Source organism: Candidatus Omnitrophota bacterium (genome assembly GCA_028707125.1).
GTDB lineage: Bacteria > Omnitrophota > Gorgyraeia > Gygaellales > JAQTUX01 > JAQTUX01.
In genome coordinates this window covers 981,737-996,163 of sequence record JAQTUX010000001.1, presented here as the reverse complement: position 1 = coordinate 996,163, position 14,427 = coordinate 981,737, and the positions used below count along the sequence as shown (strand labels likewise).

At 50.2% G+C, this 14,427-nt stretch carries 16 protein-coding genes; all 16 read right to left on the bottom strand.

Annotated features, from left to right (window positions below; all coding sequences use genetic code 11):
* On the bottom strand, positions 1–1,440 hold the full coding sequence (gatA, locus tag PHR44_04985) for an Asp-tRNA(Asn)/Glu-tRNA(Gln) amidotransferase subunit GatA (GenBank protein ID MDD4910016.1): 1,440 nt from the start codon (positions 1,438–1,440) through the stop codon (positions 1–3).
* Positions 1,440–1,727 (bottom strand): Asp-tRNA(Asn)/Glu-tRNA(Gln) amidotransferase subunit GatC, encoded by a 288-nt coding sequence (gene gatC, locus PHR44_04980; GenBank protein MDD4910015.1) that lies wholly within the window; start codon positions 1,725–1,727, stop codon positions 1,440–1,442. Before gatC ends, gatA begins: the two co-directional genes overlap by 1 nt.
* 256 nt (positions 1,728–1,983) lie before the next feature.
* Positions 1,984–3,630, bottom strand: a complete 1,647-nt coding sequence (gene groL, locus PHR44_04975) for a chaperonin GroEL (GenBank protein ID MDD4910014.1) — start codon at positions 3,628–3,630, stop codon at positions 1,984–1,986.
* Between the two features lie 26 nt (positions 3,631–3,656).
* Positions 3,657–3,947, bottom strand: a complete 291-nt coding sequence (gene groES, locus PHR44_04970; protein MDD4910013.1) for a co-chaperone GroES — start codon at positions 3,945–3,947, stop codon at positions 3,657–3,659.
* 333 nt (positions 3,948–4,280) lie between these two features.
* The gene (gene plsY, locus PHR44_04965) at positions 4,281–4,913 is read right to left on the bottom strand and encodes a glycerol-3-phosphate 1-O-acyltransferase PlsY (protein ID MDD4910012.1); all 633 of its coding nucleotides are present in this window, start codon (positions 4,911–4,913) and stop codon (positions 4,281–4,283) included.
* Positions 4,906–5,469, bottom strand: a complete 564-nt coding sequence (locus tag PHR44_04960; protein MDD4910011.1) for a CDP-alcohol phosphatidyltransferase family protein — start codon at positions 5,467–5,469, stop codon at positions 4,906–4,908. The genes plsY and PHR44_04960 overlap by 8 nt, the downstream gene beginning before the upstream one ends.
* Positions 5,466–6,041, bottom strand: a complete 576-nt coding sequence (gene lepB / locus PHR44_04955) for a signal peptidase I (GenBank protein ID MDD4910010.1) — start codon at positions 6,039–6,041, stop codon at positions 5,466–5,468. Before lepB ends, PHR44_04960 begins: the two co-directional genes overlap by 4 nt.
* The gene (lepA, locus tag PHR44_04950) at positions 6,038–7,834 is read right to left on the bottom strand and encodes a translation elongation factor 4 (GenBank protein MDD4910009.1); all 1,797 of its coding nucleotides are present in this window, start codon (positions 7,832–7,834) and stop codon (positions 6,038–6,040) included. Before lepA ends, lepB begins: the two co-directional genes overlap by 4 nt.
* A gap of 113 nt (positions 7,835–7,947) precedes the next feature.
* Positions 7,948–8,604 carry a (d)CMP kinase gene (cmk, locus tag PHR44_04945; GenBank protein ID MDD4910008.1) on the bottom strand — a complete coding sequence of 219 codons (657 nt, stop codon included), beginning with the start codon at positions 8,602–8,604 and terminating at the stop codon, positions 7,948–7,950.
* Between the two features lie 139 nt (positions 8,605–8,743).
* Positions 8,744–9,580 (bottom strand): prephenate dehydrogenase, encoded by an 837-nt coding sequence (locus tag PHR44_04940; protein ID MDD4910007.1) that lies wholly within the window; start codon positions 9,578–9,580, stop codon positions 8,744–8,746.
* Positions 9,577–10,593 (bottom strand): 3-deoxy-7-phosphoheptulonate synthase, encoded by a 1,017-nt coding sequence (aroF, locus tag PHR44_04935; protein MDD4910006.1) that lies wholly within the window; start codon positions 10,591–10,593, stop codon positions 9,577–9,579. Before aroF ends, PHR44_04940 begins: the two co-directional genes overlap by 4 nt.
* Positions 10,562–11,689 carry a histidinol-phosphate transaminase gene (gene hisC / locus PHR44_04930; GenBank protein MDD4910005.1) on the bottom strand — a complete coding sequence of 376 codons (1,128 nt, stop codon included), beginning with the start codon at positions 11,687–11,689 and terminating at the stop codon, positions 10,562–10,564. Before hisC ends, aroF begins: the two co-directional genes overlap by 32 nt.
* The gene (gene pheA / locus PHR44_04925) at positions 11,689–12,753 is read right to left on the bottom strand and encodes a prephenate dehydratase (protein MDD4910004.1); all 1,065 of its coding nucleotides are present in this window, start codon (positions 12,751–12,753) and stop codon (positions 11,689–11,691) included. The genes hisC and pheA overlap by 1 nt, the downstream gene beginning before the upstream one ends.
* Complete coding sequence (scpB, locus tag PHR44_04920; GenBank protein MDD4910003.1) at positions 12,707–13,324, bottom strand: SMC-Scp complex subunit ScpB; 618 nt, start codon at positions 13,322–13,324, stop codon at positions 12,707–12,709. Before scpB ends, pheA begins: the two co-directional genes overlap by 47 nt.
* Complete coding sequence (locus PHR44_04915; GenBank protein MDD4910002.1) at positions 13,324–13,944, bottom strand: OB-fold domain-containing protein; 621 nt, start codon at positions 13,942–13,944, stop codon at positions 13,324–13,326. The genes scpB and PHR44_04915 overlap by 1 nt, the downstream gene beginning before the upstream one ends.
* Positions 13,941–14,423 (bottom strand): crossover junction endodeoxyribonuclease RuvC, encoded by a 483-nt coding sequence (ruvC, locus tag PHR44_04910; GenBank protein ID MDD4910001.1) that lies wholly within the window; start codon positions 14,421–14,423, stop codon positions 13,941–13,943. The genes PHR44_04915 and ruvC overlap by 4 nt, the downstream gene beginning before the upstream one ends.
* Positions 14,424–14,427 lie beyond the last annotated feature (4 nt).

Sequence of the window (14,427 nt, the reverse complement as noted above, 5' to 3'; positions counted from 1 at the left end):
TTAAAGATTGGGCTTTATCTTATGCCACTCGGTGTTCTGTTCAAAACTATGCGCGGCCCTTAGAACCGTCGCTTCATCAAAGGCCTTTCCCAATATCTGGATACCTATGGGCAGGCCGCTTTTACTCATTCCCGCGGGTATGGATATGGCCGGAATACCCGCGAGATTAGCGGAGATCGTATAGATGTCCGACAGGTACATAGAAAGAGGGTCTTCAAGTTTCTCGCCGATCCTGAACGCGCAGGAAGGAGATGTAGGCGTGATAACGCAGTCAACCTCATTAAGCGCCCGGTCAAAATCGCCTTTTATCAACGTCCTCACCTTCTGAGCCCGCAGATAATACGCGTCATAATAACCATGAGAAAGTACGTATGTGCCGAGTATTATCCTTCGCTTGGCCTCCTGGCCAAAACCTTCACCGCGCGCCTTCTTATACATCTCTATAAGCGACGCCTTAGCCGGAAGCTTTGGCCTGTATCCGTATTGCACCGCGTCAAATCTCGCCAGATTTGAGCTTGCCTCGGCAGTGGCGATTATATAATAGGTAGGCACCGCGTACTCTGTATATTTAAGCGAGATATCCCTGACAACAGCCCCCTTTTTTTTAAAGACCTCTATCGCTTCCCGCGCCGCGTCCTTGACCTCTTTATCAACACCTTCAACAAAATACTCCTTAGGCACGCCGATCTTAAGGCCCTTTATGTCGCCTGTCAACGCCTTGGTATAATCCGCCACGGGGATCCTCTGGCTGGTAGAATCCATTTCATCATAGCCGGCGATCACGCTAAGCAGTATGGCGGCGTCGCGCACATCCTTGGTGATCGGGCCGATCTGGTCTAAACTTGAGGCAAAGGCGATCAATCCGTACCTGGATACCCTGCCGTAAGACGGCTTAAGCCCCACCACCCCGCAAAAAGAAGCCGGCTGTCTTATTGAGCCGCCTGTGTCAGAGCCCAAAGCGGCTATCGCTTCATCAGCGGCAACGCAGGCGGCAGAACCGCCTGATGAGCCGCCCGGAACTCGGGACGGGTCATGCGGGTTGCGCGAGGCGCCGAAACAAGAATTCTCAGTGGATGACCCAAAAGCAAACTCATCCATATTGGCCCTCAAGCCGTAGATCGCGGCCCCTGCCGCGCGCAATTTGGTTATGACTGTAGCATCGTAAGGCGGAGAGAATCCTTGCAATATCTTTGAGCAGCATTCTGTGAGAGAGCCCTTAACACAGATGTTATCCTTTATGACTATCGGTATGCCTTTTAACAGGGTCTCGGCTTGCGGATTTTGCCGCGGCTGGCCGGACTCTGTTCTGTCAACCCTTACAAACGCCTTAACCTTACCTTCTACATCCTTTATCCTCCTGGCCAGAGAATCAAAGATATCAGGCGCGGCAATCTCTTTGTTATCCAGGAGTTCGTGAATCGTCAGGCGATTTAGTTCCATTACTCCTCAATGATCCTGGGCACTACGAACAGGCCGCCCTTCTTAAACACGGTGTTTTTGAGCGCCTCTTCCTGAGGGAGGGATTCCTTAACTGTATCCTCTCTAAAAACGTTGGCTAAAGGAAGAATATGGCTGGAGGGTTTGACTTCGCTTACATCCACTTTTTTTAACTTGTCTATAAAGCGCAGGATATCCTCAAGCTGCCTGGCGAGCATATCCAACTCCTTCGCGTCCAATTCCATCCGCGCCAAATTGGCAACATATTCTACTGTCTTCTTATCGATCATGGTTCTATAATTATATCCTCCACCCACCGAAAAGTAAATGATTTTTCCTCTACACACTTACGTGTGTAGAATCATCTGGCTATCCGAAGATGCTCAGGATTGCCATTCCCCACACGTAAGTGTGGGGTAGCATCTCGTAGCGAGGCAGCAGGGCCCTGCTGCCTGATAATACAGGACCCCTCCCCTCGTGATCAAAAATAAAAAGGGCAGGAGGTTAATCCTGCCCTTTTTGATCTGCGATTTTACTGATCAGGGATTAATACATCCCTCCGCCCATTCCTCCCATACCTCCCGGAGGCATTGGCGGCATTCCCGCGCCCTTATCCTTCTCGGGAAGATCTGCTATCAGACATTCCGTTGTAAGCAGTAACGCGGCAATACTGGCCGCGTTCTGAAGCGCTGAACGCGAAACCTTGGTCGGATCGATGATCCCGGCGTTTATCATATCCACATACTTATCTTCCGCCACATCATAACCTTCGTTTGCGGACCTGGTCTTGACTTCCTGCACGATTACAGAGCCCTCAAGCCCGGCATTGTTCGCCAGCTGCCTGATCGGCTCCTCCAGAGCCCGTTTTAATATGTCCACACCCACCCTCTCGTCTTCTATCTCGAGCTTAAGCTTATCAAGGGCATGGATGCTTCTCAAGAAAGCAACGCCGCCTCCGGGTATGATACCCTCTTCAACGGCCGCGCGAGTCGCGTGCAGGGCGTCTTCAACGCGCGCCTTCTTTTCCTTCATCTCTGTTTCGGTCGCGGCGCCTACGTTTATCACCGCAACGCCTCCTGAAAGCTTTGCCAGGCGCTCCTGCAGTTTCTCTTTATCATAATCAGAATCCGAATCTTCTATCTGCTTCTTTATCTGGCCGATCCTGCCGTTTATTACCTGGGACTTGCCTTTTCCCTCTACGATAGTGGTATTTTCCTTATCCACCTTTATCCTCTTGGCGCTGCCCAGGTCATCAAGATCAACGTTTTCCAGTTTGATGCCTAAGTCCTCGGTTATCGCCTTGCCGTTTGTAAGCACGGCTATATCTTCCAGCATTGCCTTTCTCCTGTCGCCGTAACCAGGCGCCTTAACGGCGCAGACAGCGATAGTGCCCCTGATCTTGTTGACGACTAACGTGGCCAATGCCTCTCCCTCAACCTCTTCGGCGATTATCAACAGCGGCTTACCGGAGCGCGCCACCTTTTCCAGCAAAGGCAGCATGTCTTTGAGGCTGGAGATCTTCTTCTCATGGATCAAAATGTACGGCTCATCAAGGATCACTTCCATCCTTTCCGCGTCTGTGACGAAGTAAGGTGAAAGATAACCCTGGTCAAACTGCATACCTTCTACTACATCAAGAGTAGTGGCCATGGTCTTTGCTTCCTCAACCGTGATCACCCCGTCTTTGCCCACTTTCTCCATAGCATCGGCTATAAGGTTGCCTATGACCGTATCGTAGTTCGCGGCTATGGTAGCTACCTGGCTCACTTCTTTTTTATCTTTGATCGGTTTAGTTAACCTTTTCAGGTCCTTTACCACCTCTTCTACCGCCTTCTCAATGCCTCTCTTTACCGCCATCGGGTTGGCCCCGGCAGTAACATTCTTGAGCCCTTCGCGATAGATTATCTCCGCCAGCACTGTCGCGGTCGTGGTCCCGTCACCCGCTATATCCGAGGTCTTTTCGGCGACTTCCTTGACCATCTGCGCGCCCATATTCTGATAAGGGTCTTCCAGGTCTATCTCTTTGGCTACGGTCACGCCGTCCTTGGTGATAGTGGGCGAACCGAATTTCTTGTCAATTACGACGTTGCGCCCTTTCGGCCCCAGGGTCACCTTAACGGCGCGCGCCAACTGCTCAACGCCGGAAAGTATCTGGCGCCTTGCTTCTTCATTAAATAAAAGTTGTTTAGCCATTCCTCCTCCTTGAACTTAAATTGTACCTATTTGAGAATCGCCAATATATCCTCTTCCTTCATTATAAGCAGTTCGTCGCCGTCTTTCGTAGTCACCTCTGTGCCGGAATATTTCCCGTAGAGCACCTTATCGCCGACTTTTACTTCAGGCGCCTGAGTTGAGCCGCTGTCAAGCACCTTGCCTTTTCCTACCGCGACTACCTTGCCCTCTTGCGGTTTTTCCTTCGCGGTATCAGGAAGGACTATGCCGCCCTTGGTCTTTTCCTCTGCCTCAAGTGGCTTGATTACAACCCTGTCGCCCAATGGTTGTATGTTCATGTACACCTCCTATTATGTTGATTTTGTTTAGGATATTTTAGCAGTCAAAAGTTACGAGTGCTAACTATACGGCCTAAAAAAAGAGAAACCTCTGTTCCTCTTGAAGTCCTTATTATATTTATCAGCGGGATTTTGTCAAGTATTTTTTTCAAAAAAAAGGCCGGGCTCACCGCATAGTCGCAATTTGCGGTAACCCGGCCGTTATCCCCTATCCCCTTATGCCGGATCCCGGACATAAGGGTCAAACCTCCTTTATGGCTGGTGGGGATATATAGATATCTCTATTAAAAGTATACCTATATATAGAGGCAAAACAAGGGTATATCAGGTGGATTATGAAAGCGTTTTCAGGCGGGGCTCGCTGCCTTCAATCAGGCGTTTGATATTGGCTTTGTGGCGCCAAAGGGAAAGCGCGCACAACAACAGAGAGAGAATAAGCAGTTCCGGGGACGATTTGAAAAGCGCGGTAAATACAGGAAGCGCCGCGGAGGCGGCTATTGAAGAAAGTGAGATTATGCGCGATAGGAGAAAAACTGTCAGCCATACTAGTAACGATAAGCCGATAACTATCCAAAGAGAAGGGTTCATTACGCATATGCCGATCAAAACACCAAGGCTGGCCGCGACACCCTTGCCTCCCTTGAAATTCAAGAATATCGTCCAGTTATGCCCGCTGATAGCGCAGATGCCCGTGACGATCCTGAACGTATTCGCGCTTAAAATATCCGCGGAAGGCATAAGATATCCCGCCAGGAAAACAACGACAAACAACCCCTTGAAGATATCTAGAAGCAGGACTATGGCTCCCGGCAGCTTCCCCAGGACCCGGAAGGCGTTTGTGGCGCCCACATTGCCTGAGCCGTATTCGCGTATATCTACGCCTTTGACCAGACGGCCGAATATATAAGCGGTAGGGATGGAACCGATAAGATAACTGATAATTACCGCGAGGAATACTTTACTCATTGACGGGCGAAGGCGGATACAATATCTTGAAACCTCTTCTCACGTAGTCAAACCCGGAGATCAATGTAAATACGGAAGCGATATACCATACAGAAAAAGAGTATCTCCATTGCAATAATACGACCATAACGGTAAGCATCTGAAAAATGGTGGTGATCTTCCCCCATTTTGTAGGCACGATCTCAATGGACTGTTTTACAACGTAAATCACCACCGCCCCTAAAAGTATGATGCAATCGCGGCTGACGACCATCAGCGTGACCCATACCGGCAAGCTTATGCCCCCGGGGAAACCCCTAATCAGATACAGGCAGATAAACGCGCTCAAAAGAAGCAATTTGTCGGCAAGCGGGTCAAGTATAGCGCCGGCCTTTGTCTTTAATTTTGCCTTCCTGGCTATGTATCCGTCAATGGCGTCGGAAATAACGGCGAGGAAAAATATGCCCAGCGCGAAGAACCTGAGGTAATCCTTTTCAGGGACATAGTAGATCAGGCAGGCGATAAAGAAAGGTACGCTCAATACCCTGAATAAAGATATCTTATTGGCGATATTCACTTGAGTATCCTTATCCTGAACGGCGGCCAGAATATTGCTATGGCCTTGCCTAATACATACTTCCTGTCCACGCACCCCCACCATCTGGAATCAAAAGAGATGGCGCTGTTATCGCCCAATACAAAAAAAGAATTCTCCGGCACCACAAGTTTATGCCCTTCCCTGGAAAAATCTCCTTTGCTATAATAATACACTCTGTTAAACGGCTCATCCTTGAGCGGCCGGCCGTTTATATATACCATACCGCCCTTTATTTCTACGGACTCTCCCGGCAGGGCAATAACGCGCTTTATATAGTCCTTCTTATCCGCCCCGGGGAAAATAAACACCATGATGTCGCCTCTCTTGGGCGGCCTCAACGCGGGGATATTCTTAAAAACAAAAGGGAGTTTCGCCCCGTATATGAATTTATTCACTACTATCCTGTCGCCCGCCTGCAGCGTCGGAGTCATAGAGCCGGTGGGTATCTTGAACAATTGAACTATGAATGTGCTGATAAGAAAAGCGATCGCTGCCGCTACCACCAGCGCCTCAAGCCACTCTTTTATTACAGGCCAGGCCCTGTTTTTCATATCTTTAATACCTCCAAAAAGGCCTCCTGCGGTATCTCTACCTTGCCGAATTGTTTCATCCTCTTCTTGCCCATTTTCTGTTTTTCCCAAAGCTTCCTTTTTCTTGTGATATCGCCGCCATAGCACTTCGCGGTCACGTGTTTACCCACAGACCTTATCTTCTCGGCCGCCAGCACCTGAGAGCCCACCGCCGCCTGGACGCTGATCTCAAAGAGCTGGCGCGGTATCAACTCCTTAAGTTTTTCAACGATCCCCCTGCCCTTTGACTGCGCCTTGCTTTTGTGGGTCAGAGAAGAAAACGCGTCGCAGATCACGCCGTTAAGCAGGATATCAAGCCGCACGATCTCAGTGGGGCGGTAATCCGTAAATTCATAATCTATGGAGCCATACCCCTTGGTCATGGACTTTATTTTATCATAAAAGTCAACGATTATCTCGGATAAAGGCATTTCAAATATCAGCTTTACCCTGTCCTGCCCTATGAACTCCGTGGATTTATATACACCTCTTCGCGATTTGGCGATCTCGCATACAGGGTCTATTGACTCAACCGGGACTATGAACATCATTGACACGAACGGTTCCTTGACCTCCTGTATATCGGGAGGGGCAGGCAGCTCCTGCGGGCAGTCAACATCTTTTGTCTCTCCTTTGCGGTTTATCACCTTGTAGACAACATTGGGGAGGGTGAGTATTAAATTCAGGTCATATTCCCTCTGCAGGCGCTCGTGGACTATCTCCATATGCAGCAGCCCCAGAAATCCGCAGCGGAAGCCGTGGCCGAAAGAAGCCGAATACTCGGGTTCAAAAATAAAGGAAGCGTCGGAAAGCTTCAGTTTATCTATGGCATCGCGCAGCCCGTTAAAGTCGCCGGCATTCACCGGATATATGCCGCAAAAAACAAGCGGGTTCATTTTCTTGTAACCGGGTAGAACGGAATCAGCCGGCTGGGCCTCGTTGGTAAGCGTATCGCCTATGACTATTTCGGCGGGGTCGCGGATGTTTGCCAGGATATACCCGACCTCGCCGCAGCCAAGTGAATCTACTTTTACGAACTTAAGATTATAGAAGACCCCCAACTCTTCAACTTTATATACCTTATTGGATTGCATCAACCGCAGGGAAAGGTCCGGCGTGATCCTGCCGTCTATCACCTTGACGTAAACGTAGACGCCCCTGAATGTATCGTAACGCGAATCAAACACCAGCGCCTTGAGGGGCGCGTTCTCATTCCCTTTTGGGGCGGGAAAATAACCGATCACCCTTTCCAGTATCTCTTCTATCCCTTCACCGGTCTTCGCGGAGGCGAGGATTATTTCTTCCTCGTTGAAATGGAACATCTCCATCAACTGAAGGCAGGTGCGCTCTATATCCGCGCTGCCCAGGTCTATCTTGTTGACCACGGGTATTATCTTAAGGCGGTTCTCCTTCGCCAGGAGATAATTCGCCACTGTCTGCGCCTCTATGCCCTGGGTGGCATCCACCACAAGCAGCGTGCCCTCGCAGGCGGCAAGCGACTTTGAGACCTCATAGCTGAAATCAACGTGCCCGGGCGTATCTATAAGATTCAATATAAAATCGCTGCCGCCCTTTGAATGGTAATCTATCCTCACCATAGACGCCTTAATGGTGATACCGCGCTCACGCTCCAGGTCCATATCGTCCAACAGCTGGTCGTTGGTATGCCCCATGTCCACGGCTCCGGTAAACTCAAGGATCCTGTCGGCAAGCGTTGATTTACCGTGGTCAATGTGGGCAATTATGCTGAAGTTGCGAATAAGTGATTTATCCATAATGAAAGTGAAAAGTGTAAAGCGCAAAGCGTAAAACCAAAACGTAAAGTTTAAAGTTTTTGTTATATAGTTTTAAGTTTTACACTTTAGTTTTGCGCTTTTCGCTTTACGTTTTACGCTAAAACTTGGTTAAATAGAGTATTGACGACTTCCTCTATCGTCATATTCGTCGTGTCAATACGAACCGCGTCATCGGCCTTTTTCAACGGCGCTACCTCGCGGTTTGAATCTATACTATCTCTGTTACGCAGATCTTTCTCCACGCTGCCGCGGCTCACATCCTGCCCTGCCGCCGCCAGCTCTTTGAAACGCCGCTCTACCCTCTCCTGAAAATCCGCGTCAATATAAAATTTCTTCTCGGCGCCGGGAAAGACCACGGTCCCGATATCCCTGCCGTCAATAACAGCGTCTTTGCCCTCGCCCGCCTTCCTTTGCAAACCCAGCATTACAGACCTTACCTCTTTTATCCTGGCCACATCGGAGACGAATTCCGTTATGCGCGGCTGCCTTATCTGCTGAGAAACATCCGCTGAATCAAGAAATACCTGGAGGCCGCCTCCGGGCGGATTCTTCAGTCCGATCTTGCAGCTCCTTGCCGCCTCAACAACCGCCTTCTCGTCTTTTATGTCTACGCGGCCCTCCAGCAGCTTCAGAGTGACTGCTCGGTACATCGCTCCGGTATCAATATAAATAAAGCCCAATCTCTGGGCTAATTTTTTGGCGACGGTACTCTTGCCTGCCCCCGCCGGTCCGTCTATGGCGATTATCATACCTAGTAAATTAAATTTCCAATGACCAATTACCAATGACAAATAAATTACCAATTACCAATGTCCAATGAGAAAAATTGGGAATTGGATAATTGGACATTTATTGGGATTTGGTCATTGGTGAATTGGTAATTAATGTTTATATTAAACTTCTCTTACTCCTGGCCTGCTTTATGAGGCGCGATAAGCGCGATCTATCGCTGGAACGCAGAGCCGACTTGAATTGCGCGATCTTTTCCTGATACGACTCAATGGATTCCGTAACATATTTCTTATTGCTGATAAAGATGTCTTTCCAGATCTCCTCGTCAGATAAGGCTATGCGCGTGGTATCCTTGAATCCGCCGGAGGAAAATCTCAGGCAGGCGGCAGGTACCGCGTTAACCAGACTAAAGGCCGCTATATGGGGCAGATGGCTGGCAAACGCGAGAGTCCTGTCGTGGTTTTTCGGCGATGTGACCCAAACCCTGCTTCCCAAAAGGCGCCATAACCTGCCTATTTTCAAAACCGACCCTTGTCTTGTATTCTTTGCCCGGCATAAAACGCATATAGAGCCCTTAAAAAGCCCCAGCCGCGCGTTGGATATTCCCCGCTTCTCCATTCCCGCCAGAGGATGCGCTCCCACAAAATCAATGCCCCGCGGCAGGAGCCGTTCCATCTTCTCTACGATGGATGCCTTGGTGCTGCCCACGTCGCTTACGATACAACCCCGCTTCAAGACCTTGGATAATCGCGGGGCCATATTTATGATAGTGCCGACAGGCGCGGCGAGAATAACAAGGTCGGCGTCCTTAATTTCTTCAAGGCCGGATACGCCCCTGTCAATAGCGCCTCTTTTCCTGGCGATGCTGAGGGTGCGCCTATGGCGCGCCATGCCAATGACCTCTCCTGCCAAAGACCTCTTTTTTATTTCAAGGCCTATTGAGCCGCCGATCAAGCCAACCCCTACTATCGCTACTTTCCTGAATAATCTCATAACTTTCTTCCCACTGCCGCGGCAACCGCCTTTAATTCCTGTATGAGTTGCTTAAATCTTTCCGGAAGCAAGGACTGCACTCCGTCTGACAAGGCCTCTTCGGGATCAGGGTGGACCTCTATGATCAAGCCGTCCGCGCCGGCCGCGATGGCTGCCTTTGACAAACTGGGGACCATGCCCCATCTGCCAGCGGCATGACTGGGGTCAACCACTATCGGCAGATGCGAAAGCTGTTTTACCGCGGGTATGGCGCTTATATCAAGGGTGTTGCGCGTAAAATCCTCAAAGGTGCGTATGCCGCGTTCGCAAAGGACTACGTTAAAATTCCCCCCGGAAAGCACATACTCAGCAGACATAAGCCATTCCTTTATGGTAGAAGACATACCCCTTTTAAGCAGTATCGGCTTTTGTGTGCCGCCGACCTCTTTAAGGAGATTAAAATTCTGCATATTGCGGGCGCCTATCTGCAGCATATCAGAGAACTCAGCCACGAGCCCAACGTCCCTGGGGTCCATCACTTCGGTTACCGTAACAAGGCCGAACTCATCGCCTACCTCTTTAAGGTATCTCAACCCCTTCTCTCCCAATCCCTGGAAGCTGTAAGGCGATGTCCGCGGCTTGAACGCGCCGCCTCTTAATACTTTAGCGCCTGCCGCCTTTACCTTCCTGGCTGTATCTTTCAAGCACTTCAAGCTCTCTATCGCGCAAGGCCCGGCCATAATTATTATTTCCTTGCCTCCCACCTTAACGCCCTTTCCCAGATCCAGCACGGAATCCTGCTGCCTGAATTCGCGCGAAACCAGCTTATACGGAGCGAGCACAGACATCACCCTCTCAACTCCGGGGAATACTTCAAGCGGCGTAACCCGCAGGATATCCTCCGGGCCTATGACACCGATAATGGTGCGCTCTGTGCCCTTGGAAAGATGAGGGGTCAATCCCAGCTTCTTCACCCGCTCAACTATGTGGTCTGTCTGTCTTTTAGTAGCGTCCGGCCTTAAGACGATTATCATGCTGATTCTCCTTTGCCCGCATAACCTTATTTAAAATACCGACGAATTTCCTGTTCTCCTCTTCCGTGCCTATCGTAACACGTATATAAGTGCTTAGCCCATATTGCTTCATATCCCTGACTATTAATCCGTATCGCAGCATTTCCTCAAACACGCCGGCACAATCCCTTTTAAGATCGACCAGTATGAAGTTGGCCTCCGACCTTACGTATTCAATGCCAGTTTTGTCCAATGCCTTATAGAGATACTTCTTGCCCCGGCTGACAATACTCTTTGTCTTAGCCAGAAAACGCTCATCATTGATCGCTGCTATGGCTGCTGCCTGCGCCAGCGAATTTACGTTAAAGGGCTGGCGCACCTTCTCCATCGCCTTTATAAACTCAGCGCCTGCCACGGCAAAGCCGAGGCGCAGCCCTGCCAGGGCGTAGGCCTTGGAAAATGTCCTTAGCAAAATAACGTTCTTATCCAGATAAGACATTGATCGGGGAAAATCATCCGCGTCAATGAACTCGCTATATGCCTCATCAAAGATAACTATTACGTTATCCGGAACGCGCGCGAGGAAATCCTCTGTTTCCCGGCGGTCTACGTAGGTGCCTGTGGGATTGTTAGGGTTGGCTATAAAAACCAGCTTTGTCCTGGCATTGATCGCCTTAAGCATCGCCTCCAGATCATATTTGAGACCCTTCAGGGGCACAAGGACCACCCGCCTGGAATTGATCCTGGAAACTATCTCATACTCCAGGAAGGTTGTATCGGAGGTGACAACTTCCTCCCCGTCGTTCATAAAGGCCTTTATGATGATGTCAATGATCTCGTCCGAGCCGTTCCCGAAAATAAGGTTGAAATTCTTCACTCCCAGCTTATCAGACACGGCTGATTTTAAATAATAACAATCCCCGTCAGGATACCTGTTTGCTTCCATAACCGCTTTGGATATGGCGCGGCGCACAGAAGGCGGCGGCGGCAGAGGGTTCTCGTTAGAAGCAAGCTTAATGACCTTCTTCAGGTTATACTCGCGCCTTATCTCGTCTATGGGCCTGCCCGGGACATAGGGCTTGATCTCTGATAGATTTTTTCTTACAAGATCTTCCATCACTCAATAATAGGATACGACCCCAGCACTTTTAAGAACTTACACTTCTCTTCCAGCTCATCCAATGCCTTCTTCACCTTTGTATCGCGGCAGTGGCCGTTTAAGTCAATGAAGAAATAATAATCCCATGCCCTTTTCTTGGACGGCCTTGATTCGATCTTGGTAAGGTTGAGCCTGTATTTCTTAAAAGGCGCGAGCATATCATGAAGCGCGCCTACCTTGTCTTTGACCGAGAACACAACCGAGGTGCGGTCGTATCCGGTAGGCGGAACTTCGTGGCTGCCGATCACCAGAAAACGCGTTATATTATGCGGGCTGTCTTCAATATCCCGCGCGAGGGCCTTTAATTTATACACCTTGGCCGCCAGTATAGAGGCAATGGCGGCGCTGTATCTGTTCTTGCCGGCAAGCTGCGCGGCGCGCGTGGTAGAAGAAACCTCTACCAGCTCTGCCTGAGGCAGATTCTTCTGCAGCCATAACCTGCACTGGCCGAATACCTGAGGATTGGAATACACATACTTTATCGCCTTCAGGCCGTAACGGCTTAGCAGATTATGAGACACGTCCAGTATGATCTGCGCGCATACCTTCAGGTCGGAATCAACAAGCATATCAAGCGTATGCGTAACCGCGCCTTCAATAGAATTCTCAATAGGGACAACTCCGTAGTCGGCCACGCCCCTCTCCACTTCCAGGAATATTTCGCTTATGGTATTACAGGGGTAATAATTGACCTGGGAACCGAATTTCTTCAACGCTGCCAGGTGCGTAAAGGTCGCCTCCGGGCCTAAATAAGCGATAGATATCGGCTTCTCCAGAGAAAGCGACGCGGACATGATCTCTTTGTATATCGCCTGGACCGCCCCTTTAGTCAAAGGCCCCCTGTTTAAAAGCGTGCATCTCTTAAGGACATCCGCTTCCCTGTCGGGAGAATAGATCCCCTTGCCGGACCTTACCTTAACGCGCCCTACCTTGAGTATTATCTCCGCCCTTTTATTCAAAAGGTTTATTATATCTTTATCCAGCCTGTTTATCTGCCTGCGCAGCGTTTTCAACAACTGCATCTTTTTCCTCCTCTATATTCTCTTCCTGATCAACCAGGGCCGCCGCGCCCGCCTTGAACTCTTCCATCTCGGGCAGGTCAGCCAAAGAATTCAAACCGAATCTTTCCAGAAAAACCCTGGTAGTCCCGTATAAAAAAGGCCTGCCGGGGGTATGTTTTTTCCTGCCGGCTACGCGTATGATCCCCTTATCCATGAGGCTCTTGATCACGCCGTCAACGTTAACCCCTCTGATCTTCTCTATATCAATGCGGGTCAGCGGCTGTTTGTAGGCAATGATGGCCAGCGTCTCCAGGGCCGCGGGCCTGAGGCGGTCGGTGTTCTTCTGCCTGTAAAATTTCTTAAGGAACTGCAGGTACTGCGGCGCGCTGACAAACTGATAGCCGCCGGCGACTTCCACTATCTTCAGGCCGCGGCCGGACTCATCGTATTCTTTTTTCAACGAATCAAGGCACTGAAGCAAATACGGGCTTTCTATGGCATCGAAAGCGCCCTGCATCCGCTCTATGGAAAGAGGGCTGTCGCTTATGAACAACAACGCCTCGATAACGCCCTTCACGATACCCTCGTCCATTATTTCCTCCTCTGCCGGTAGACCTCGTTCAGGATCTCCTCTACCGAAGATATCTGCGGGGCGCGCTCAAATGCCGCTTTCACCATCCGCTCTGCCTCGCCTTTTTTGTACTGCAATTGCTCGAGCACGCCCATTGCCTCTCGCGATATGTCGCCTTTTCCATCCGCCGCCCCGCCCTCTATGTTGTCCTGGATCAGGGCGAACTTGCCGACCTTCCCCTGGAGCTTGGCGACTATTTCTCTGGCGCGCTGCTGGCCTATGCCGGGAAGCGAACGCAGAAAACTTACGTCGCCTTCATCGATCGCCTTGGCGATAAGCGATATCGGCTTGCTGAACGCCTTGAGCGCCGCCTTCGGCCCGATACCGGAAACAGTGATGAACTGCTCGAAGAATTCCTTCTCTATATTATTGATAAAACCGATAAGCACGGGAAAGCTCTTTGACGGCTCGACCTGATGATAATGATAAGTGATCAACTCAATGCTGCCGTTTATGCCTTCCTGTTCGATCTTTTTTAAGATCGCCGCCGGAATAAAGACCTCGTAACATATGCCTCCCACATCCAGCAGCAGGTAGTCATCGCCGCTGTCAATAACCTTGCCGTAAAGCTTGGCTATCATACCTTGCTCCTGATGACATGAAAATGCGTCATGGCGGCTGCCAGCGCGTCCGTCGCGTCATACGGCCCGTCAAGCGTGCCGGCGCCCAATATGCTCTCAACCATTCTTTTTACCTGCCCCTTTGAAGCGCTGCCCCTGCCCACTATCGCCTTCTTGATGCGCGTGGAAGGATACTCAACAAAGGCGATCTTGGAGTTCGCCGCCGCCAGGCAGGCAGCCCCTCTGGCATGGCCCAGCAAACATGAAGTAAGAGGGTGCTTATAATGAGCATACAGCTTTTCTAAAACCATCGCGTCCGGACGCGTTTCCTCAATTAAACCGCACAGCCCCCGGAAGATCCTGCCCAGCCGTTCAGGCAGGGCTTCTTTCTGCCCTGTTTTGATTATCCCCGCTTCTATCAATGAACACCTTGACTTGTTACAGTCTATGAGGCCGTAACCGGTTATATAAAGGCCGGGGTCTATGCCCAGGATACGCATTTGT